Origin of the sequence: Intrasporangium sp. (assembly GCF_030452765.1) — a bacterium.
Classification (GTDB): Bacteria; Actinomycetota; Actinomycetes; order Actinomycetales; family Dermatophilaceae; genus Intrasporangium_A.
This window is the reverse complement of record NZ_JAKDLO010000007.1, coordinates 26,426-48,851: the sequence shown is the minus strand read 5'-3', so window position 1 is coordinate 48,851 and position 22,426 is coordinate 26,426. Positions and strand designations below refer to the sequence as shown.

The 22,426-nt window shown below is 67.1% G+C and carries 16 protein-coding genes; 6 read left to right on the top strand and 10 right to left on the bottom strand.

Translation table 11 applies throughout. The features are described 5' to 3' along the window. The 3 genes from L0H79_RS01865 to L0H79_RS01855 form a co-directional block, all read left to right on the top strand. Positions 1–1,070 (top strand): LCP family protein (locus L0H79_RS01865; RefSeq protein WP_367652422.1); only part of this gene is annotated, 1,070 nt, incomplete at its 5' end. Positions 1,071–1,095: 25 nt separating this feature from the next. Further along, positions 1,096–1,812, top strand: a complete 717-nt coding sequence (locus L0H79_RS01860; RefSeq protein WP_301482836.1) for a TIGR03089 family protein — start codon at positions 1,096–1,098, stop codon at positions 1,810–1,812. Between the two features lie 273 nt (positions 1,813–2,085). Next, a complete protein-coding gene (locus tag L0H79_RS01855) occupies positions 2,086–2,724 on the top strand; it encodes a TylF/MycF/NovP-related O-methyltransferase (protein ID WP_301482835.1) in 639 nt (212 codons plus the stop codon). On the opposite strand, the gene L0H79_RS01850 is transcribed toward L0H79_RS01855, so the two are convergent. Next, positions 2,687–3,931, bottom strand: a complete 1,245-nt coding sequence (locus tag L0H79_RS01850) for a glycosyltransferase (RefSeq protein WP_301482834.1) — start codon at positions 3,929–3,931, stop codon at positions 2,687–2,689. The genes L0H79_RS01855 and L0H79_RS01850 overlap by 38 nt on opposite strands. After that, positions 3,928–6,759, bottom strand: a complete 2,832-nt coding sequence (locus L0H79_RS01845) for a CDP-glycerol glycerophosphotransferase family protein (RefSeq protein ID WP_301482833.1) — start codon at positions 6,757–6,759, stop codon at positions 3,928–3,930. The genes L0H79_RS01850 and L0H79_RS01845 overlap by 4 nt, the downstream gene beginning before the upstream one ends. Before the next feature lie 249 nt (positions 6,760–7,008). Here L0H79_RS01845 and L0H79_RS01840 point away from each other — a divergent pair, with 249 nt between their 5' ends. Next, the gene (locus L0H79_RS01840) at positions 7,009–7,791 is read left to right on the top strand and encodes a CoA transferase subunit A (protein ID WP_301482832.1); all 783 of its coding nucleotides are present in this window, start codon (positions 7,009–7,011) and stop codon (positions 7,789–7,791) included. An 86-nt stretch (positions 7,792–7,877) separates the two neighbouring features. Further along, positions 7,878–8,519 (top strand): CoA transferase subunit B, encoded by a 642-nt coding sequence (locus L0H79_RS01835; RefSeq protein WP_301482831.1) that lies wholly within the window; start codon positions 7,878–7,880, stop codon positions 8,517–8,519. A gap of 124 nt (positions 8,520–8,643) precedes the next feature. Here L0H79_RS01835 and L0H79_RS01830 read toward each other — a convergent pair whose 3' ends face one another. From L0H79_RS01830 to L0H79_RS01805, 6 genes are all read right to left on the bottom strand, one after another. Continuing rightward, a complete protein-coding gene (locus L0H79_RS01830; protein ID WP_301482830.1) occupies positions 8,644–9,045 on the bottom strand; it encodes an adenylyltransferase/cytidyltransferase family protein in 402 nt (133 codons plus the stop codon). 68 nt (positions 9,046–9,113) lie between these two features. Beyond that, positions 9,114–10,076 (bottom strand): hypothetical protein, encoded by a 963-nt coding sequence (locus L0H79_RS01825; RefSeq protein ID WP_301482829.1) that lies wholly within the window; start codon positions 10,074–10,076, stop codon positions 9,114–9,116. A 1-nt stretch (position 10,077) separates the two neighbouring features. Next, positions 10,078–10,884 carry a CDP-alcohol phosphatidyltransferase family protein gene (locus L0H79_RS01820; protein ID WP_301482828.1) on the bottom strand — a complete coding sequence of 269 codons (807 nt, stop codon included), beginning with the start codon at positions 10,882–10,884 and terminating at the stop codon, positions 10,078–10,080. Beyond that, a complete protein-coding gene (locus L0H79_RS01815) occupies positions 10,881–12,746 on the bottom strand; it encodes a CDP-alcohol phosphatidyltransferase family protein (RefSeq protein WP_301482827.1) in 1,866 nt (621 codons plus the stop codon). Before L0H79_RS01815 ends, L0H79_RS01820 begins: the two co-directional genes overlap by 4 nt. Positions 12,747–12,772: 26 nt before the next feature. Further along, the gene (locus L0H79_RS01810; RefSeq protein WP_301482826.1) at positions 12,773–13,519 is read right to left on the bottom strand and encodes an ABC transporter ATP-binding protein; all 747 of its coding nucleotides are present in this window, start codon (positions 13,517–13,519) and stop codon (positions 12,773–12,775) included. Next, complete coding sequence (locus L0H79_RS01805; RefSeq protein WP_301482825.1) at positions 13,520–14,329, bottom strand: ABC transporter permease; 810 nt, start codon at positions 14,327–14,329, stop codon at positions 13,520–13,522. It abuts the gene before it with no gap. A gap of 186 nt (positions 14,330–14,515) precedes the next feature. On the opposite strand from L0H79_RS01805, the gene L0H79_RS01800 reads away from it, so the two are divergent. Then, entirely contained in the window at positions 14,516–18,232 is a 3,717-nt protein-coding gene (locus L0H79_RS01800; RefSeq protein ID WP_301482824.1) for a bifunctional glycosyltransferase family 2 protein/CDP-glycerol:glycerophosphate glycerophosphotransferase, read from the top strand. A 30-nt stretch (positions 18,233–18,262) separates the two neighbouring features. Here L0H79_RS01800 and L0H79_RS01795 read toward each other — a convergent pair whose 3' ends face one another. Beyond that, positions 18,263–19,672 carry a DUF563 domain-containing protein gene (locus tag L0H79_RS01795; RefSeq protein WP_301482823.1) on the bottom strand — a complete coding sequence of 470 codons (1,410 nt, stop codon included), beginning with the start codon at positions 19,670–19,672 and terminating at the stop codon, positions 18,263–18,265. A gap of 244 nt (positions 19,673–19,916) precedes the next feature. Beyond that, a complete protein-coding gene (locus tag L0H79_RS01790) occupies positions 19,917–22,400 on the bottom strand; it encodes a glycosyltransferase (protein ID WP_301482822.1) in 2,484 nt (827 codons plus the stop codon). Positions 22,401–22,426: the final 26 nt, after the last annotated feature.

The window sequence follows — 22,426 nt, the reverse complement described above, 5'->3', positions numbered from 1 at the left end:
GCTCGCGCCGGCCCCAGCGGCAGGCCGCGCCCGAGCCGGTCCGGGCTGAGCGGCATACCCCCCCACCTGTGAAGGCGCCCCCGCGCACCCGGATACGCAAGGGGCGCGTCATCCTGCTCGGTGTCGTGCTCGTCGTCGTCGCCTGGCTGGCCTTCATGGTCTGGGTGCCGTTCAACGCGTGGAACAACGTGGCCCGCGTCGACAACATCCCCGACGGGGCCAGGCCGGCGGACACGTCGGGCTACAACTACCTGCTGGTCGGCTCGGACAGCCGCGAGGGCCTCACGAAAGCACAACGCAAGGAGTACGCGACCGGCAACGCGGAGGGCCAGCGCACCGACACGATCATGCTCGTGCACGTCTCCGAGAGCGGCGGCAAGCCGGTCATGATCTCGATCCCGCGTGACTCCTACGTGCCGATCCCTGGCTACGGCAGCAACAAGATCAACGCGTCGTTCTCGCTCGGCGGGCCGAAGCTGCTCACCGAGACCGTCGAGCAGGTGACCGGGATCCACGTCGACGGCTACCTCGAGATCGGGCTCGGCGGCTTCGCGGCCGTCGTCGACTCGCTCGGCGGGGTCGACATCTGCGTGCCGCGCGACATGAAGGACAAGAAGGCCGGGATCGACCTGAAGAAGGGCTGCCAGACACTTAACGGCAAGAACGCCCTCGGATACGTCCGCAGCCGCTACGAGGACCCGCTCGGCGACATCGGGCGCGCGGCCCGGCAGCGGCAGTTCCTCGGCGCCCTGATGAAGGAGGCCGCGACGCCGGCGACGGTGCTGGTCCCGTGGCGCTACAAGGGCTTCGCCGATGCCGTCGCGGGCGGGATCACCGTCGGCGAGGAAACGAGCCTCATGGATGCCGTCCGGATCCTGCGGGCGATGCGCAGCGTCAGCAACGACGAGGGTCTGTCCCTGAGCGTGCCGGTCGAGAACCTGGCCTACCCGACCTCCAATGCCGGCGTAGCGGTCAAGTGGAACACCGCGCAGGCCAAGGCCCTCTTCAGCGCGCTGAAGAACGACGAGCCGCTCACCACACCGCCGACGGGCACCACCGTCAAGGACTGACGACCGGCCGACGTAGGCTCTGGCCGTGCTCTCCCCCAGCGAGATCCTTACCCGGATGCAGGCCTCCGACCCGGGGCGCCCTCGGCTCACGTGGTACGACGACGTGCCCGGCCCGACGCAGGGCGAGCGCATCGAGCTGTCCGCCCACGTCCTGGCCAACTGGGTCGCCAAGGCGGCCAACCTGCTCCAGGACGACGCGGGTGCCGAGCCCGGCACGAGGGTGGGTCTCGACCTGCCGACGCACTGGCGCGCGGTCTACTGGGCCCTCGCCACCTGGGCGGTCGGCGCGACGGCCGTGACCGGGCCGGACTCTCGTAATGCGGACGTCCTCGTCACCCACGACCCAGAGCATGCCGCGGACCACCACGCAGATGCGGTCCTCGTGTGCCTGCCCGCCCTGGCCCGCCGCCATCCGGACGCTTCCCTGGCCCCGGGGGCGGTCGACGAGGCCCGTGACCTGGCGACGCACGGCGACCGGTTCTCACCTCTGGCCGACCCGGAGCCGGGTGACCTCGCCCTCGACGGTCAGCAAGAGCGGTCGTATGCGGAGCTGGTCACCAGCCACGACGACTGGCCGGGCACGCCTCGAGCCGCAGTGTCCGGCGTCCTGCCCGATGCGCTCCTTGACATCCTCGCGGTGTGGGCGCTTGACGGGTCGGTCCTTCTGTCGAGAGGCTCACCTGGCGACCCGGAGGGTCGACGGCGTACCGAGGCAGTGACCCTCGACCTCCAGGAGGAGTGAATGCGAACAATCCGGCTCAAGCGCGGCATCAACCGTGCCTTGGCCCCGCTGGGGTACCAGATCACGCGGCGTGGCGGGCGAAACACGTCTCCCGCGCCGGCAGGTGCGGCGCTCACACCTCAGGCTCCCGCCCCGAGACCGGCACCGGCGACCACTGACAACGCTCCCAGTGCGGCTCCGACCCCCAAACCACTGCCACAGGGTGGTGAGCCGGGAAGCTTCGATGTGGATGACTTTGCGAGCTCTGTCATCGCGCGCATCTCAGGGCGCACGATGACGAGCCAGTTCAAGGTGCTGGGCCTGATCGACGGGTTGCGCTACCTGCACCGCTACGGCATCGAGGGTGACATCGTGGAGTGCGGGGTCTGGCGCGGCGGATCCATGATGGCCGCCGCACTGACCCTGATGGAGCTCGGCGACGCCGGCCGTGAGCTGTATCTCTACGACACCTTTGAAGGCATGAGCGAGGCCACCGAAGAGGACATGAGACGGCGGGACGGTCGCTCCGCGGCGGATCTGCTGACCGGAGCCGGCGTGGACAGTGCCTTGCGCGCCCGGGCGACTCTCGAAGACGTCCGCGAGGGCATGGACTCGATCGGCTACCCAGGGCCCATCCACTACGTCCAGGGAAAGGTCGAAAAGACGATCCCCGGGACGGCCCCCGAGCGAATCGCCTTGCTGCGCCTCGACACCGACTGGTTCGCGTCGACAGCGCACGAGCTCGAGCACCTCTATCCCCGGCTCGCCCCGGGGGGAGTGCTCATCCTCGACGACTACGGATACTGGGACGGGGCACGGAAGGCAACCGACGACTTCCTCGATCGCACCGGTGAGCAGCTGTTTCTCGTCCGAATCTCGGAAGGACGGATTGCCGTCAAACCACAGCCGGTCGCGGCGTCGATCGACCAGTGAGCTCGCGCATCTCGTCCTCCCACCGGTCGAGGACCGTGTCGAGGGCGAACCTCCCGGAGTCCTGTTCAGCCCGTACTCCGAGCCGTTCACGCAGTGCATCGTCGGCCATCAGTTGTCGCAGACCCGTGACCAGTCCGCTCACGTGGTTCTTGGGCACGACAACTCCGTTGACGCCGTCGTCGATCAGGTCGCGGATTCCCGGGGCACAGTCGAACGAGACAGTTGGGACACCAGCCACTGCGGCCTCGACGATCGTCAGGGGCAGCCCTTCGTCCTGGCTGGACAACGCATAGATCTTGGCTCGGCGGAGCACAGACTCCGGATCGCTCGTGATCCCCTCGAGAGTGGCTGTCCCGGATACCCCCAACTCGTGGATGAGCACCGCCAACTCGTCCCTCAGCGGTCCCTCCCCGTACAGCCGCAACCGCCACTGAGGGAAGTCGGGAGACACCACCGCCCACGCTCGGAGCAACCAGTCCAGTGACTTCTGCTCGTCGTAGCGATTGAGCGACACGACCACGTCTTCTCGCTGCGCCGGCCCATGTCGTTGACGTGGGACCGGATTATATATGAATCCCGTGTTGTTGAGCTGGTCACGGATGCGGAACTCCTCCGCGTCGGTGGGGGTGAGGGCGAGGAACCGATCCGCGTTCGCACACCACCGACGCAGACGCCGGACGGAGCCAACGGCAACGGACATCTGCCTAGAGCCGTGGTATTGCGCGATCACGTAAGGCCCCTGCGGGTTACCCGGTTCAAGACCGGCTGGGACCAGGTACTCCATGCCCTGGATCTGGGTGCAGATGATCAGCGTCTCCGGCCCCCAGCCGGAAACGATGGGACGGAGCTTGGCGACCCCACGGTCGCGGGTGCGTTGCCAACGCCGGGCCGCAGCAACCTTTCGAGGGTTGAGTCGGTCCAATCTGTCCAAGCGTACCCAGTCCGGCGGGATCGACTCCTGGATGGTGCGCACGGTGATGCCCGGGTCTCGCTCGAAGGCGTACGCATTTCCGGGAGAACTGGGCTGGAGGCCGATGATCTCAACCTCATAGCCGCGGCCCAGGAGTCCGTTGGCAAGAGTGTTCATGAACCCTGCGACACCACCGAGCCGGGAATGTTCGATCCCCACCAGCGCGATCCGACGTATGCCCGTCGATCCCGGTCCCTGCCCGGCACGCTCGTCGCCGACGGTCGGTCTCCCCCTCATCGGCGGGCTTGCCGGTCAGCAAGAAGGAAGTCCACCACGCGAGCTGACGCTTTGCCGTCCTCGTCTCCGCAGTAGCGATCTCGGAACGATCTCCGGGTCTCCGTCATGCGCGCCTGGTCCTCTCGGGCGGTACGCACCAGTGAGTGCAACGCCTCCTGCGTCTCACAGAATGGCCCGGGTGCGTCGTCCCGCAACTCGAAGTAGGTGCCGCGGGTGTCCTGGGTGTAGTTCTCGTAGTCCGGCGCGTAGATGATGATGGGCTTGTCGAGCCAGATGTAGTCGAACATCACCGATGAGTAGTCGGTCACCAACATGTCCGAAAGTCGGTACAGATCGCTGATCTCCTCCACGTGAGAGACGTCCATCAGGTATGGGGCGTACTCACGTTTGACCGCGAACTTGTTGAGATAGTGCGACCGAAGGAGCAGGTAGTGGGTCTCGCCCATCTCTTCGATCCATCTGCCCAGGTCGAGGAGCACGTCAGCCGCCCGACGGCTGTCTCTCAGGTTCTCGCGGAACGTCGGCGCGTAGAGCACGACCGACTTGCGCTCCGGAAGATCAAGCCGGCGCACCAACATCGGGTCAGGATCGGGGTTGTTGATGAGCACATCGTTGCGTGGACTGCCCCCACGGATCAGCTTTCCGGTGAACCGATAGGAGTCGACTAAGGTTCGCTCGAAGTAGTCCGATGGGCTCACCAGGGCATCCCATGCGGCCTCGCCGGTGATGCGAGCAACAGTCTCCGGTGAGGCGTGGAGGTTCTCGAGCTTGTGCAGGGCCATCCGCTTCAGGGGGGTGCCGTGCCAAGTCTGAACGTGGCGCTGGTCGGGCCGCTTGAGCGCCCAAGCCGGCAGCCCTTGGTTGTCCACGATGCTCCCCGCTCTGCCCAGTGCCTGCGTATAGGGGAGGCTGTGCCTCTTGATCCGGCGACCATGGTAGTCGGGGTGCCCGTCCGGATCGAGGAAGTCCCAGACGATGTCGAGCCCGGTGTTGCGACGCACGAGTTCCTCGTAGACCGCCCGTGGGTTGTCCGAGTACTGCTTGCCCATGTGGGAGTCGAACAACACGAGGTTCTTGAAGACGGGCCGCCGTCGGGCCAGCTCATACGCACGTTCCCGGATGTTGGCCTGAATGCGCCGACTGCGGCTGTTGGCCTCTTCCCACAATCGATCTGTGCGATGCAGGACGCGCGCCGCCTTGGCCGGGCGTCCCTGCATCCGCGCCCTTCTGAAGGCTGCATCGCCATATCTCGTCACATAGAGCTCGATCCTCGAGCGAAGATGGCTCGTCGCGCCGGCAGGTTCGGGGAACGAGAAGCCGCCCAGCTCCGCCCCGAGGCAGATCTCCGAGTCATTGACGAGACCACCGCCGGTCGTGCGGATGTCGAGCCACCATCGCGTCTGGAGCTGGTTGTCCCGGTTTGAGAAGCGTGGCACATCCACCTGCCAGCGGATGTGTCCAGGCTCCACCGAGCTGAGGTGGACCGGTACCTCCTGGCGCTGTCTCCTACCGCGCAGTCGGATGCGAAGGGTGAGTTCGGGCCACTCGTCGCGACCCGTGAACTTCAGGAGGGGGTCGTGGGTCGTCCCTCGGAGGCGGACGCCCACCGGAAGGCGCTCGGCCCGATCGAGCACATGGAAGAGCCGCATCAGTGGCGTAGGAGTATCTCGAATGGGGTCATGGCTGAGATCGGTCAGGAACTCCTCGAGCGAGCCCGCTGGCGGCGCTGACCACGTCGACCACGGGGCCCACAGGAGGCGATCGCCTTGGCGTACGATCCGACCGGCGAGAGAACCACGGTTACGGCTCGCCATCGTTGCTTGCTGGATCCCGGCTCGGTTCCGCATGAGCCCCATACCGAGGGCGACACGGGCCATCGCCGAAAGGCGCTGGTAGAACTCCCGGGGCACCGCTCGCAACTCCGGCTCGATGAGATCGAGCAGACGCTCATGCAGCTCAGGATCGTCCGTGTCCGCAGCGTCCTCCACCGTGATGCGCGCGTCATGAGCCAGCAGCTTGCCGAGCAGTCCCTCGAGGAGGGCTGGCTTGTCGTGCTCGACGAACAGGCCGCTCGCTGTCCGGATGGCGTGGAGCCGGTCGGCAAGGTTCTGGGGGGTGCTGCGCTGGTGAGTGATCGTGCGCCGGACATCCGTCGGGTAGATCCGCCAGTGGTAGACGGTCTCCGGGATCACGCCGAACCGCTTCACGACCGAGTAGACATGCGCCGTGAACTGAAGGTCCTCGTACTTGACGCGCTCAGGAAAGGCCAGCTGATGCTCCTCGAGGAAGGACTGGCGGTAGAGCTTGTTCGTCGAGATCGAGTCGAAGAGGAAGTCGGGTTCTTGCTCGATGTCGAGCAGGACGCGCCGCTCCTGGTAGAGCTTGGGATACCACGTGGTCCACGTGTCGTTCTGGAGATGATGGCGTCGGCATCTTCCGCTCACGACATCGCACTGTTCTTCGCGCGCCATCTTGACGAGGTTGTAGCAGGCATGTCGTTCGAGTTCGTCATCGCTGTCCAGGAACATCACGAACGGAGCCCGGGCGAGCTTCATCCCCTCGTTGCGAGGGACCCCGCATCCACCGGAGTTGCGCGGTTGTCGGACATAGCGAACCCGCGGGTCAGATCGCAGCAGCGCCCCTGCCAACTCAGGCGTGTCGTCCGTCGAACAGTCATCACTGATGATGACCTCGACCGCGCGCAGCGACTGCCTGAGCACTGACCCGACGGCTCTCGACAGGTTGGCCGCGTCGTTGTAGCCGATCACCACGACTGAGACAACCGGGGTGTCGGGCTTTGCGCAGACCGCTTCCGTGGACAGTGTCACTCCTCTCACTCCCCGGGGAGAGCATACGGAACTGGCGCACATCACGCCGAGACACCTCGGAGGCAACCCAGTAGTGACCGCGTCCGCGAAGCGACACCCGGCGCTTGCCCGGCCCGCACGCGCCTGCCCCGTCCTGACGGCGGCGCAGTCCGCCGTGGCTGGACCTACGTGGTCACATCCCATCCGGCGGTCCAACAAGTGGGGGCTTGCCACCCTGGGTGACAGCCGCTGGGGAGTAGGGTCCGAGCCATGGACAAAGTCGTCTCTTCTCCCCGCGAGGCCATCGAGGGGATCAGCAGTGGGGCGTCGATAGCAGTCGGCGGGTTCGGGCTGTGTGGCATACCGAGCGTGCTGATCCAAGCCATCCACGACGCTGGCATCGATGGCCTCGAGGCAATCTCGAACAACTGCGGCGTCGATGACTGGGGTCTCGGGATCCTGCTCAAGGACAGGCGGATCCGGCGGATGGTCGCCAGCTACGTAGGCGAGAACAAGGAGTTCGAACGGCAGTACCTGCACGGCGAGCTCGAGGTCGAGCTGACCCCTCAGGGCACGCTCGCGGAGCGGTTACGAGCGGGCGGGTCCGGTATCGCGGCGTTCTTCACCCGGACTGGTGTGGGCACCCAGGTGGCCGAGGGTGGCCTACCGTGGCGCTACGACTCGCAGGGCAACGTCGCGGTCTCCTCGCTCGCCAAGCAGACCCAGGACTTCGAGGTCGACGGCGAGACGAAGACGTTCGTGCTTGAACGGGCCCTGCGCCCCGACTTCGGACTCGTCCGAGCGGCCAGGGGCGACCGACACGGCAACCTCGTCTTCAACCAGTCCGCGCGCAACTTCAACCCGCTCTGCGCGATGGCAGGGAAGTTCACGATTGCCGAGGTCGAGCAGCTCGTCGAGCCCGGCGAGCTCGAACCCGACTCGGTTCACCTGCCGGGGATCTTCGTCCAGCGGGTGCTGCCCCTGACCCCGGAACAAGCGACCACCAAGCGCATCGAGCGGCGAACGGTGCGCGCTGCGAAGGATCACGCATGACACAGCCGACCTTCGCGCGCACCGAGAGCGCGAGCACAAGAACCGAGCGGCGAACGGTGCGCGCTGCGAGCCAGGAGGGCTGATCAATGGCACTGACCCGTGAGCAGATGGCCGCCCGGGCCGCAAGGGAACTGGCCGACGGAATGTACGTCAACCTCGGGATCGGCCTGCCGACCCTCGTGCCGAACTATGTACCCGACGACATCGAGATCGTCCTGCAGTCCGAGAACGGCATCCTCGGCGTGGGCGCGTACCCCCTCGACGGCGAGGAGGACCCCGACCTGATCAACGCCGGGAAGGAGACCGTCACGCTGCGCAACGGCGCTGCGTTCTTCGACTCGGCCACGTCCTTCGGGATGATCCGCGGTGGGAAGGTAGACGCGGCGATCCTCGGTGCGATGCAAGTGTCGCAGGCAGGCGACATCTCCAACTGGATGATCCCCGGCAAGATGGTCAAAGGCATGGGCGGGGCGATGGACCTGGTCCACGGCGCGAAGAAGGTCATCGTCCTGATGGAGCACACCGCCAAGGACGGGTCGTACAAGATCGTGAAGGAATGCTCCCTTCCGTTCACCGGCAAGGGCGTCGTTGAGCGCATCATCACCGATCTGGCCGTCGTCGACATCACTCCGGACGGACTCGTACTTCGCGAGCTCGCACCGGGCGTCAGCGAGGATGAGGTGCGCGCCAAGACCGAGCCCGAGCTCAAGGCAGAACTGGCCGGATGAGGCTCGGCCACGCCGGTTGCGTTCGGGTCTGGAGAGATGGGCAACCCAAGCCATCGATGCGAGACGGCGAACATCTGCCTGCCGTTGGCACGTGGGCTGCACCACGGTGAGCCAAAGAGGTGCGTCAGCCCAGGCTTGAGATGTGCTCGATCAATCCAGTCGTGGACACCGACGGCGTGCGCGGCAGGTAGATGACCTCGCACACGTCGCTGACCCAGTCGAACCTGCCGGCCCAGTCGTCGCCCATGACGAGCACCTTCCCGCCCTGCTCCAAGATGTAGTCGCGCTTCTTCTCGAGCGACTCCTCGAGGAAGACCGCGTCCACGCACTTGAGGCTGGCGACGATCTCCATCCGCTCGTCCTCCGTGAAGACGGGAGGCCGTCCCTTCTTCGCAACGTTCAGGGCGTCGGCCGAGACGCCGACAACGAGCCGGTCTCCGTGCTCAGCGGCGCGTTGGAGCATTCGGACATGACCGACGTGGAACACGTCGAAGGTACCAAACGTGATGACGGTGCGCTCGCTCAAACTCGGCTCCCTGCAGACTCAACGCGCTCCGGCTGCCCGGTGCGGCGAATCGAGCCTATCGTCCCGGTTCACGTCATGCGTTCGAGGCGGTCCATGGCTGCATCGGCGGCCTGGGCCATCGTTCGCTCTGCCAGCCCGGCCCCGTCGCTGACCGGTCCTCCCTCGAGCACCACCGTGGCGAGCCCACTCGCGTCGAGCGGCGCCAGCTCGACTCCGCGCGGGCGCGGTGCCCGGTCACTGGCGACGACCCTCGCGCCCGAGGCCAGCGCCTCCCGGACGATGAGGGAGTCGCCGTCCCAGCTGGTCGGGCGCAGGAAGCACCCGACCCGCTGCAGGACCTCACTCGTCGCCGCGGCCGGCAGGTCGAAAGTGATGGTGACCCACGCCTCGCCGCGCACTTGCTCGCGGAGCCGATCGAGCGCGGGCCCGTCGTTGCCGTAGGCGAGGATGTGGATCGTGGCATCGGGCCACTTCCTGCGCACCAGGCGGGCGGCGTCCAGGCCGAGCTCGGCGTTGTAGTGCGCAAGGCCGGCGTTCGTGGCGAGCGCGAGGGCATGGGCATCATGGGCCATGACGTCGAGGCCAGGCTGAAAGGTGTCGTCGAAGGGAACGACCACGACCGCGCGCCCGGCGAGCCCTTCGGGCAGCACTGCCCTGATCTCGTCGTTGACCGTCCACAGCTCGTCGTAGGCGTGCAGCGCGAGGTTCAGGACCGCCCGCATGGGCCCGCCCATGTCTCGCACCTGCCGTGTCGTGGACCCGGAATGGAGCACGAGCACCGTGCGACCGGGCAGCACCGCGAAGACCGGGGCCAAGATGATCGCTCGCCACAACCGGGTGATGTGGAACAGGTGCAGGGCCGGCCTCGTCGCCAGCGCCGGCGCCGCCCGCACTGCTCGCCGCAGCGACCCCGTGTCGACGTACCGCACCTCGTGACCCTCGTCCCGCAGCCGCCGGGACAGCTGGGTGTGGCTCGTCAGGACTCCCCCGACCTGGCCGTGCTCCTGCGCCCACTGGACGACGAGTGCCATCTCAGTCGAGCCTCGAGCTGGTCAGGACGCCGAGCAGGTGGCCGGCCGCGGTGATGAGCGCGAGCGGGACGAGGATGACGACGAGCCATTGGGTTCCCGCGAGGTCGCCGCGAACGACATCGACGATGCCGGCGGACAGCGCGAGCAGGCTCGCCTCGAGTGCGATGAACGCCCGGAAGATCGGCACGTAGCCGAACGCGCGCCGCACTGCGGCCATCCCCGACACCCTCGACCGCGCGGTGGCGGCGACGTCCTCGAGCATCGGCCTTCCGGTCTTGGCCCGGGCCACGTGAACCAGGTCGGTGAACGCCTTGTTGAGCAGGACGAGCACCGAGACGATCAGGCCGAGCACCGTCCACCCGCCGACGTCGAGCGGCTCCCGCCAGGACCAGGCGTCGGCACGCAGGCCGAGGGCGAAGGGGATCGTCGCCTCGGTCAGGTAGTGGCCGACGCGGTCGAGGTAGATCCCGGCCGGGGAGAACCGTTGACGCCACCGCGCGACCTCGCCGTCGGAGCAGTCGAGCAGGATCTGCACCTGCATGGCCACCACGGCGACGACCGGCCCCCAGAGCCCGGGCAGCGGCAGGGCCAGGGCGCCGAGGACGCCGACGACGATCATCAGCCAGGTGACCCCGTTGGGGGTGATGTGGGTGGGCAGCAGCAGCCGGGTCACGTAGATCGACAGATGACGGATGTAGAGCGCGCCGGCCCAGTGCTCGGCGTTGTAGCGGGCGATGTGCTCGGGCGGCTGCGCCACGCTGCGCAGGGTCGCCAGCGTGGGGCGGTCGTCCGTGGGGTCGTGCGTCACGACGGCGCCTCCGTCGCCCCGCGGCGGTAGGAGCGCGCGGCCAGGGTCCAGTCGTGCGCCGCCTCGGCGGCATACAGGACGAACAGCGCGACGCCCCCCCATGCCAGGATCGCGGCAAGGGGCCAGTCGGCTGCGACGGCGAGCAGGAGCAGCACGATTCGGCCGATCGCACCGAGGGTGAGGACGCCGACCCAGCGCGCCGGCGTGCGCCCCGTCTCGCGGAGCCGGTAGACGAGGTCGTAGCGGTGCCAGCAGATCGCGGCAAGCCAGAGGTATGCCGCCCACTGCCCGCCCGCCCGGAGGTGGCCGAGGGCGGCGAGCAGCACCGCCGCCTCGGCGGCGAGGACGAGCCACGGCAGCTGCCAGCCGAGGCGCAGCCCGGTCAGCCGGAGCGTGACCGGCCCCAGGGGGGCAGCGAGCGGGCCGAGGTCCAGCAGCTCAGCCAGGTGTGGATCGCTGCCCCCGGTGCGGAGCCGGTCCCGGCGCAGCAGCGCGCTTGCGGTGCGTCCCAGCCCGGTCCAGAGGAAGGCGAGCACCACTGCCACGGTCAGGGCCCAAAGGAAGAAGGCGGGACTGTAGGCGAGCAGGCCGATCGACATGATCAGGTACCGCTCGGCGATGGGCAGGTGCAGCACCTGCTTGATCTTGCGGACGGCGACGGCCCGGCCGCGAGGTGGCGCCGGCACCGTCGTGGGCGCATCCGCCGGGCCGAGGTCACCCAGCGTGGTGAGCGGCAACACGTCCGGTGACTCGTCGGCGGCCGCCGATCGAGCGCGTCGGGTGTAGCAGTAGTCCTCCACATGGCGGATGGCGAGCAGGGCGAGCAGCACCACGGCCAGCGTCCACAGCCCGGTTCCCCGCTGGGCCGCGACCCCGGCCACGACGCCGACCATCGCGAACTCCTTGACACGGTCCCCGACCGCGTCGAGCCAGCCGCCGAGGGCGCTGTAGGTCCGGGTGAACCGGGCGATCTCACCGTCGACGCAGTCCACGACGAGAGACGCCTGCAGGAGAACGGCCGCGGCGACCCATCCCCCGCGGGTGTCGGTGGCAGCCAGGCCGCACGCGAGCAGGCCCAGCACGAGACTGACCACGGTCACGATATTCGGCGCCCACCCGGCACGGAGCCCGACTGCTGTCAGCCGGCGCGAGACCGGTCGGACGACCGCCATCGAGAAGGCACCGTCATTGCCCCGCGACGCACCCCGGAGCCGTTGCTGCCACGGGGACCCCGGCGCTCCGGGTGCGTGATCGGATCCGCGGCTGATCGTGTACGGCCCGATGGGCACTGCCTGGACGGGCAGACCCGCACGGACGAGCGCGAGGAGCGCGAGGTCGAAGGGCTCGATCGAGCGGACCGCCGGGACTGTGGTCTGCCCGGCCACCCGCCAGATCTCGGCGACGCGGGGTCGGTCGGCGGCACGGATTCGTAAGACGCCGGCGGAGTACGCCGTGGGTCTCGTGACGGCGTGCACCGCCGACCCGGCGGACAGGATCTGCCGGCTGTGACTCGCAACGCGGACGGGAGGCATGGCGCTCGCGTCCGAGCCCAGGCCGGCGCGCTCAATGGTCAGCGCTGCCGTGCGGTCGGCCGGCGTGTCGACCAGGTCGAGCAGGGCGACGGGGGTGACTCGAAGGTCGGCCGCACAGACGACGAGGGCCAGGTCGGTGCGTGCCTTGGCTCTGGCGGCCAGTTCCGTCAACGGGTCTTCGTCGGCACGTGCTTCGGCAACGATGAGGCCCACCTGCTCGAGGGCTTCGCACATCTCCGCGTCTGGATGCGCTCCGAGAAGCACCGACTCCCCCGCGGGTCGGTTGACCGCAACGCGGCGCGCGTCGGCGTCACCGACGAGAGGCGCCACCTCGAGTCTCACTGACTACCCGTCTCTCACTGATGCTCGTCGGAGTAGTCGTTGTATTCCGAGATGACGTCCTCGATCGGCCCGTCCGCCACCAGCCGTCCTTCCCGGACGTAGAGGCCCCTCTGCGCGAAACGGCGAAGGTCCCCCTCGCTGTGCGACACCAGGAAGAGGGTCTTGCCGCCGGACAGCATCTTCTCCATCCGGACATAGCACTGTTCGCGGAAGGACCTGTCACCAACCGCGAGCACCTCGTCGACGAGGACGATCGGTTTGTCAAGCGTCGTGATCAACGAGAAGGCGAGGCGAACCTGCATGCCCGAGGAGAAGTGCCGGAACGGCATCTCCATGCTGGCCTTCACCTGAGATCCGGCAAAGTCGACGATCTCGTCGTACCGCGCGCTGATGTCAGCCTGGGTGAGGCCGTGCAGGCCCGCCGCCAGATAGACGTTCTCGCGGGCGGTCAGCTCGCCCAAGAAGCCACCCGTGAGCTCGATGAGGGGAGCCACGTCGCCACGCACCCGCACCGACCCCTCGTCGGGGATGAGCACGCCGGCGATCATCCGCAGTAGTGTGCTCTTGCCGCCGCCGTTGGACCCGATGATCCCGACGGCATCGCCGGGCCGGACATCGAAAGTGACGTGACGCAGTGCCCAGAAGGTGTCCTTCGGCGCGGTGTTCCTGCCTTGGAGGATCATTTCGCGCAGGGACATGCGGCGCTTCTTGCCTCGGTAGAACTCTATGCCGAGGTCCTTGACTTCGATGACCGGCTTCACTCAGATCTCCTTGAGCACCGGGGCCTCGAACCGCTTGAAGACGGCGGTACCGACGATGAAGACCAGCACGCTCAGGACGATCGAGATGACGACGGCCCGGCGGCCCAGCTCGCTCTCGAAGAAGCCGCTGCGGAAGAGCTCCATGATGCCGCTCATCGGGTTGAAGATGAGGAACCGGCGGATGCTCTCCGGGGCGGACTGGACACTGTAGATGATGGGGGTGGCGTAGAAGCCCATCCGCAGGCCGATGCGGACAACCCGCGCCATGTCGGTGACGAGGACGGTGATGGGGGCCAGGATGAGCCCGACTCCCGTGGCCAGGATGAACGTGAGAACCATCCCAACGGGAAAGTACACGAGGGTCCAGTTCAGGTGCGCCTCGCCACGGATCACATAGATGGCGACGAAGATGACGAGGATCGGCAGCGAGAGCACGAACTCCACCCCCTTTGCCAGCACGACCCGCACCACCCACAGCTCACGCGGCAGGTTGGTCGACTTGACGAGCCTCGACTCCTGCAGCAGAGCACGTGAGGTCTCGGTCATGCAGAGGGAGAACCACTGCCACACGAGCAGCCCGGTCAGCAGATGGAGGAAGTACGGTTCGTTGCCGACGTGGCGCGCCTTGAAGATCAGCGTGAACACAAGGAAGTAGATGAGCGACATGGCCAGTGGATCCAGCACCGACCAGAGGTAGCCGAGCACACTACGGGCGTATCGGACGCGTAGATCCCGGCGCACCAACGTACCCAGGACGTTGCGGTTGGCCATGAGCCCCTTGAACTCGGGGACGAGGATCATGCCACTCATGCCACCGCCTCTCTGCTCGATCGCGACCGGCCCGTTGGGACCCTCTGCGCCGATGGAAGTCTATGCGGGTCGGCCCCGACGACGCCGCGCGGCGCGCACGGACGCGCGGTACGCCACTCGGTACGATGACGACGCGACGCAAACGTCCCAGAAGCCCGCTGATCAGCACCGGCTGGAGGAGTCCGTATGAAGTTGTCCCGCACCTGGCGACAACACGTTCCCGCCAGGTCGCTGGCAGCCGCCGCCTACAAGGGAGTCCGGAATCGTGTCCCTCATGACGCATGGGCCAGGTTGCGCGCTCGCGCCCACCCTGCGCTCCGGCACAAGGCGGCCCTGCTGACCCGCACGCGTCTGCCGAGCAAGGGGCGTGTATCGGTGATTGTGCCGTGCTACCGGGTGGAGCAGTATCTGCGAGGTTGTCTCAACAGCCTCATCTGGCAGACCTACGCGGACCTGGAGATAATCGTCGTCATTGACGGTTCCCCTGACCGCTCGGCTGAGATAGCCCGAGGGTATGCCAGGTGGGATCGTCGAGTCCACGTCATCGAACAAGCGAACGCAGGGCTCGGTGCAGCGCGCAACACAGGAATCCGACACGCGACTGGCGACTTCCTCACGTTTGTCGACTCGGACGACGATCTGCCGAAGACCGCGTACGCCAAGATGGTCGACAGCATCACGCAGAGCGGCTCGGACTTCGTCGTCGGCAGTATCCAGCGCAGACAGGGGGGCCGCACGTGGCTTCCTCGCTGGGCCGAAGAAGTCCACCGCGTCACGCGCACCTCCTTGCGGCTCGATGACTATCCAGAGGTGCTCGCGGATGTTTTCGCCTGCAACAAGGTCTTTCGTAGGGGCTTCTTCCTCGAGCATGTCTCGCCGTTCCCGGAAGGAGTGCGCTACGAGGACCAGATCCCGAGCGCCCGCGCCTACACATCCGCTCGGAGCTTCGATATCCTCCACGACACCGTCTACACGTGGTACGTGCGATCCGATGGCACCTCCATCTCGCAACAGAAGGGCAACCTCCACGACCTGAACGACCGGTTGCGCGCGATCGAGGGCGCCGCGACGATCCTGTCGGCGAACGCTGAGCCAACGGTGCGGAGCTACTGGGTCGCCAAGACGCTCGGCCTCGACCTCGGCTCCTACTACAGCGTGATCCCGCGAACCGGGGACGACTTCTGGAAACCGCTGCGCGAGACCGTCCTCAAGGTGGCCGAGCAGGCGGACGCGAGCGCGTGGGAGCGCATCGACATCCACGACCGGCTGCTCGCTCGGCTCGTCATCGAGGGCCGTCGCGACGACGTCTGCACGGCTGTGCGGCGCAGGGAAGAGCTCGGGGTCGGATGCGTCCGGGTGGACCGCTCCGTGTCGCCCCCGATCGGCAGGCCGCTCTACCTTCCCGAGCTCGGCTGGCGCCCGCCGGACAACGAGCTGCGGTTGGCTCCCGAGTCCGACGTCCTGCGCACCACCCTCGTCGGGTACCACATCGACGCGTCGGTGTTGGAGCTGACCCTGATGGCATGGCTTCCCGGAACCTCCGACGATGCGACCCGCGGCGAGCTGAGCTGCCGGATCATCCGGGGCACCCTGGGTGACGACCGACCGTACATCCGAGGTGAGGTGGAGCGTGTACGTGGGGCCGGTTTCGTCGAGGCGACGGACGAGGCGGCCGCCCGGCACGGGTCGTGCGGCTACCTGCTCCGCTTCCCGCTCGGGGAGCTCGCCTCGATGATCGCCGGCACACCGAGCGCCGGCGACGACGGACACGGAGACGTCCTGGACTGGCACGTCGACGTGACGCTGCGACGGGGCGAGGACACATGGACCAGTCGCATCCGCGCGCAGGACCGCAGATGGACCGCCAACCGACTCCCAGCCAGCTCCATCCTGTCGAGTGGTAGCCGCATCGTCGCGACGTTCGAGCCGACCGTGGGCCTGCGCGTCGACGCGAAGGTGCCGCACGCCGTCGCCGAAGGCGCATCACTGACTGGCCGCATGCTGCGGTTGGTGCTGTCTGCTGTCCCGTCCGTTCCCGGCCGCCGCGTGGTCCAGGTGGCGAACACCTACCTCGGCATGCACAAGAGAGCGGCTCTCCCACCCGGTTCGTCCTCCTGCGTGATCACCCTGCCGGTACCGTCGCTCCCTCCGGGCGCGAGCCAGCACCGGACGTGGCGATGGGGGCTGAGCGTTCAGCTCGACGGCAGGACGATGCCTGTTCACTTCTCGGGCTCGCAGGCAGAGCTCGAGACCGACGAGGCACTGTCCGGACACCTGAGACTCTCCGTCGACGGCAAAGGACGTCTCCGTTGCGAGGAGAACGTCCGACACGCTGTGGTGACCGCCCTCGATGTCGCCGATGACTGCTCGTCCTTCACCGTTCACGGTCTGGCGGCCACGCCCGGAGGGCGGAGTCCACATCTCGCTCTCGGCGGCACGTCCGGCATGTGGTCTCCCGAAGCGCTGATCTACGACCCCCGAACGTCCCGTTTCGCTGCGACGTTCAGCCCGCTCGAGGCCAGATGGTCCAAGCAGGACGTCCCCCGAGCGTCCGACGGTTGGTCCCTGCGGCTCCTGACGGAGGCCGGGTCACTGTCTCGATCGATCTGGGTGCCGGTCGCCACGACTCGCATCGCAGACGTCGAGCAGCAGTACCTCGCGTGGCACGAGAACGAGCGCAGCGCCTTCCGGTTCACCGTGACTGCAGGTGCTCGGGCTCTGTGGGTGAACACGCGTCCACCGCTCGGGGAGGCCTTCGGCCGGTATCCGCAACGTCGGCTGCAGGAGCAGATCCCAGCCCTGCTTCGCTCGCCGCTGCGGAATGTGGTCCTCTTCTCGAGCTACAACGGGAAGTCGGCGTCTGACTCGCCCCTCGAGATCCACCGTGAGCTGCGCCGCCGCGGCGTGGACGCCGATCTGGTGTGGTCTGTCTCGGACCACGCCGCGGAGGCACCATCCGACGCCCGCTCCGTCCTGGTCGGCACGCATGAGTACTACGAGTGCCTCCACACCTCGCGCTACCTGGTGAACAACAACAACTTCCCGTACTACTTCGAGAAGCACCCGGACCAGACCTACCTTCAGACCTGGCACGGCACACCGCTCAAGCGCATCGGCAACGACGTTCCCTCTGCGAACCTGTCGCTGTCCTACCGGGCTCTGATGCGTCGGGAGGCGGCTGCGTGGGACTTCCTGCTGGCCCAGAACTCGTTCGCGGCTGATGCTCTGCCGGCGGCGTTCGGTTACGACGGCGAGGTCCTGTCCCTCGGCTACCCACGCAACGACATCCTCGCCGGCTCCAGTGCTGAGCTCGTCGACTCGGTGCGACAACGGGTCGGCGTTCGCCCCGGGCAGCAGGTGGTCCTGTACGCGCCTACGTGGCGTGACACCGTCAAAACCTCGTCGGGCAGGTACGCGTTCGTCAACTACCTCAAGCTCGACGAGGTCAGTGCTGCCCTGGGCGACGACACCGTGTTGCTGGTGCGTGGCCACAGCAACACCCAAGGAATGGCCGCGGGGACAACCCCCGCGAATATCGTCGATGTCTCGACCTACCCCAATGTAGCCGAGCTGATGCTCATCTCGGACGCGCTCGTCACTGACTACTCGTCGATCATGTTCGACTTCGCCGTGACGGGTCGGCCCATGGTCTTCCTCGTTCCCGACATCGAGGAGTACGCGGGGACGACCCGTGGGTTCTACCTGGACTTCAGGGAGATCGCCCCGGGGCCGATGCACGCGACAACCGATGAGGTGCTGGGGTCATTGTCGGCACCGGACCGCCTCGGCAGGGACTACCACGACCGATACGAGTCATTCCGCCAACAGTTCGCGCCGCACGACGACGGACATGCCGCGAAACGCGTCGTCGATGCCGTCTGGGGTCTCGCCGACGACTCCTGAAACCTGAGCGGACCCGGCTACAGGCGAAGCTCACGGGACGAGTGCCTCGAGCGTCTTCTTGTTCCGCCTGAAGTCGAACTCCCAGTCCGAGAAGTAGGCGGCCTCGGTCCAGCCCCCTTCCGGATGGGCGATGTCGGGACTGCTCCACACGTAGTCCACGTCGAAGCCGAGCACCGCGCCATACAGGTGTTCGTTGCGAGCGGTGTACCCCTCATGCGCAAGGACGATGGCCTTCTCGAGGCGACGCGAGTACATGAGGTTGAACAGCGCCGATCCAGCGAAGCCTGCGACCACCTTTGCCCCTGCAAAGATCGTCGCCTGCTCGACCAGGTCGAGATGTTCGGGGTAGATAACCGTGAATCCCCTGCCTTCGAAATACGACTCGACGTCGTGCCGGTTCCGGCACCGCCTGTTGCTGCTCGTCGTGTCATGGCGCGAGACGAACACGCGCTCCGGGTCCTCCGCCTGGTGTCGGACCAGATGCCCAGCCATCCGGTCCCAGATCTCGACGATGCGCGGACTCACAAAATGGGGAAACTGGTTGTGCCACAGGGGGCTCGCACCGTAGAGCTCATCAACACGGACGGGTTCTCCCGCCCAGACGACGTCGCGGCGGTCTATCCCGTAGGCCTGGAAGAGCCGCATCTCAAGCTCCGGGATCCGTTCGTTGGGATGCCGCAACCGGAAGAATGCCTTCAGGTCAGGACAGCGGGACTTTGCCTCGTCCCAACCCCAGAGCTTCGACACCACCTCTGTCGTCAGATGACCGAAGTGGCCGGAGTTCGATGCATCCAGGTGGTAGTAGGACCCGGGCAGGTGCCGAGTGGCGATGTCTCTGTCGGAGACCGTCGCGAACTCGCGGTCGACGGCAACCAGCCTCGGATTTCGCAACGTGGACTCGTGGTTGTGCCTGAACGACTCGGGCATGACGGATGACTCGAGAAGGGCAAGGCAGCTGCCCACGAGGGTGATGTCGCCTTCATATCTCCGCAGCGTCATCGCCGGCACCTCGAATGTCGGCTCGATCCCGGCTACGGAGTGGCTGACCCCGTGAGAGGTGGTCTTGCCGAGGGCGGTGAACGCCTGAGCGGGGAGCCTGACAATGTCCTGGACCCTGCTGCGACGGGACCGAGAGGCCAGCGTCCTGCTGGCGTCTGCCTCCACCACCCTCAGGTAATGCGTACCCACCTTCGTGAGAGCCAGATGATCGACGCCGACTGCTACTTCGCCGACACACCGCGCCAGGGCGCCCTCCCGGGGACTCTGGGGCTCGGAGCCTGGCAGGCCGAGACCGACCGCACCCATACGAATGACATCCGCGGCCAGCGACGCGTAGTCCTCCGTCGACGGACACGCGTGTCGGGGGATGACATAGCGTCCACCGTGCGAGAGGTGAAGCAGGAGACGGTCGAGCACGGCCATGCGGGTCTCGCGGGACACGGCGCGAAGGTCGATGATCTTGCTCGGGCTCCCGATCATCTTCAGCACCCAGTTGAACTCGACCGGGGTGACGGCAGGGTGGAACGGCACACCCCTGCGGGACAGTCCCCAGCTCGGGTCGTCGCCGAAGCCCACCACATGACACTCGTGCCTCGGGTGGTCTGACAGGACCCGGACGAGGGACCTGCCATCTGAGGAACCGACCAGTACGACCACGAGTTCCTGCCGGTGGTTCGATGCGCTCTCACTCATGGGTGTCTCCCGCACGGCTGGCCCCGATCGCCTGGAGGAACTCATCGATGGCCTTCCTGTTGTAGTCGGTCGGGTCGAAGGGCGGATGCGGTACGTCCCCACGGAGCACGGCGCGCATACCTTCGGCCAGGTCAGCCACATCACGTCTCACGATGCGCCCCACACCGGCGGGCAGGGATCCCCGGACAGAGTCGAACTCGGTGCTGACCACGGGAAGCCCCAGCATGCGTGCTTCCAGGATCACCATCGGTTGTCCCTCGTAGTCGCTGGACAGGACGAAGGCCCCACAGCGGGCCATGATGGCCCACGGGTTCGGTTGCAGACCCGTGAGGGTCACCGCTCCGGTCAGTCCGAGGCGAGCCACCAGACCGGTGATGTCGTCACGCAGGGGGCCATCCCCGATCAGGACCAAGCGGGCGTCCGGGTGCTGCGCATGCACGAGAGCGAAGGCCTTGATGAGTCGCTGGTGGTTCTTCTCGGGCGACAGGCGGCCGACCGTGACGAATATCGTCCCATCGGTCTGCGGGACCAGGCCGGCCGGCGGCACCTCGGCGGCCCCCCGCAGCATCCGGTCGGCATCGATAGTGTTGCGGGCCCAGGTGAACTGTTCCGGTCGTCCCCACCTGGACAGTTTCTCCGCGTTGATGTCGCGCAGCGCGTGGGAGACCGAGACGAGGTGGTCGAACCCGCGGTATGAGGTGAAGACTCCGGCGAGGTTGCGACGGTGCGGATTGCGGCCCTCGACCTCCCGTTGCTGGTCGGCGGCGAGGTCGTTGTGCAGCCAGATGGACCTCGTGCCCGCCGGCGCAACACCAATCATGAAGGACCAGAGGGGGCTGTAGCCGCTGAAGTCGATGACGTGGTCGAAGTGGGCCGTTCCCACAGTGCGCCGCCAGTCATCGAGGAGCAGTTCCATGAGGACGGCCCGCTCCCGGGACCCGAGCCGCTCCGCCGCCCCGCTGAGTAGCCGGCGTTTGCGCAGGACGTTCCGCTTGCCCGCGTTGAACCCCCCCGACCGGACGAACTGTCGCACCCGCTCATCGATGTGGGTGAAGTTCGAGCGTCGCTCGGGGTCCTGGCTCTGGTTGTGGACGACCGAGACATCGAACCTGTCGTGGTCGAGGTTCCGCAGCAGGTTCAGGCCCGAGGTGGTGATGCCGTTGGACTTCATGCCCCCGAGGTAGATCAGCAGCGTGGGCCGCCCGTCGCGTCGGGTCGGGCGAACCCGCCGCTGCTGCGCCGGCTCACGCAGCACGATGTCGAGCACCCGCTGGGTGGCCGCGCCGTCGTCCCAAGGCGCAAAGCGGGTCCGCGCCGCCTCCCGTCGCCCGCCGTGCGTCACGAGCGGGTCTTCCGCCGAACCGGACCCCGATGCGCGGACGAGCTTGGCGAGGTCGTCGACCGAGTCCACTACCGGGCCAGGCAGGTCGTCGGGTGACACGTACCACCCCCGGTACGCCCCGTAGTCCTCGAGGTCCGGGGCGTAGAAGAGGATCGGCCGCCTGGTGGAGAGGAAGTCGAAGAAGATGCTCGAGTAGTCGGTGACGAGCAGGTCGGTCGCAGCGAGCGCATGGTTTGTCGGGACCTCGTTGCCCACGAGCCGCCCGACGAGCCGCGCCTCCCGGGTGGCCGGCTCGGCAACCTGCTGATGGACCTTGAGCAGGACCCGGTGGTTCGCGGGCAGCCGCGCCTGGAGCTCGTCGACAAGCCTGGCCATCTGTGCCGCATCGTCCCGGGCGGTGTGGAACGACTCCCCCCGCCAGGTAGGGGCGTAGAGCACCACGACATCGTCCTTCGACACCTGCACGCCCGAACGCCGCAGCCGCTCGACGGCCTGGGCCCGGCTGGTGCCGGCGAACTGAACGTCCGTGCGCGGGTAGCCCTCCTCGACGAGCAGCCCCGGCGCGACATTCGCCAGGCGATAGGCACCCTCGTACATCACCTCCGACATGAAGGGCGACGTCGAAAGCAGGAAGTCGGCCATCATGAAGTTGCGCAGCACGTTGTATGCGCCCAGCGCACCCTGCGCCTCGTCGTACCCCATCCGCTTCAGAGGGGTGCCGTGCCACGTGTTGACATAGATCTGACCAGGACGCTTGCTGAAGCCCGGCGGGAAGGTCGCGTTGTTGAAGAGCAGCCCGGCCGTGGCGAGGGCCCGGTGGTAGGCGAGCGTGCCGCGCTCGACGAACCGCACGCGCTGGTTGCCGCGGAACTCGGCGAGCAGGTCGGCGTGGCGCTCCAGGTCGCGGAGCACCCAGATGTGATGGCGATGGGCCTGGTCCGGGTCGTCGAGGATGACCCGGAAGAGCGCCTCCGGATTGCACAGCATGCCGCTGCCGGCAAACGCCTCGTAAACGACGAGGTCACGGTCGATGGGCAGACGTCGGAGGTGGGCCCTCCACTCGCTCGGAACCGTCTTGACGACCTTGCGGACCACTGCCGTGATCCGGTGAGCGGCTCTGAGACCGGAGGCCATGCTGCTGACCCTACTTCCGTCGGAAT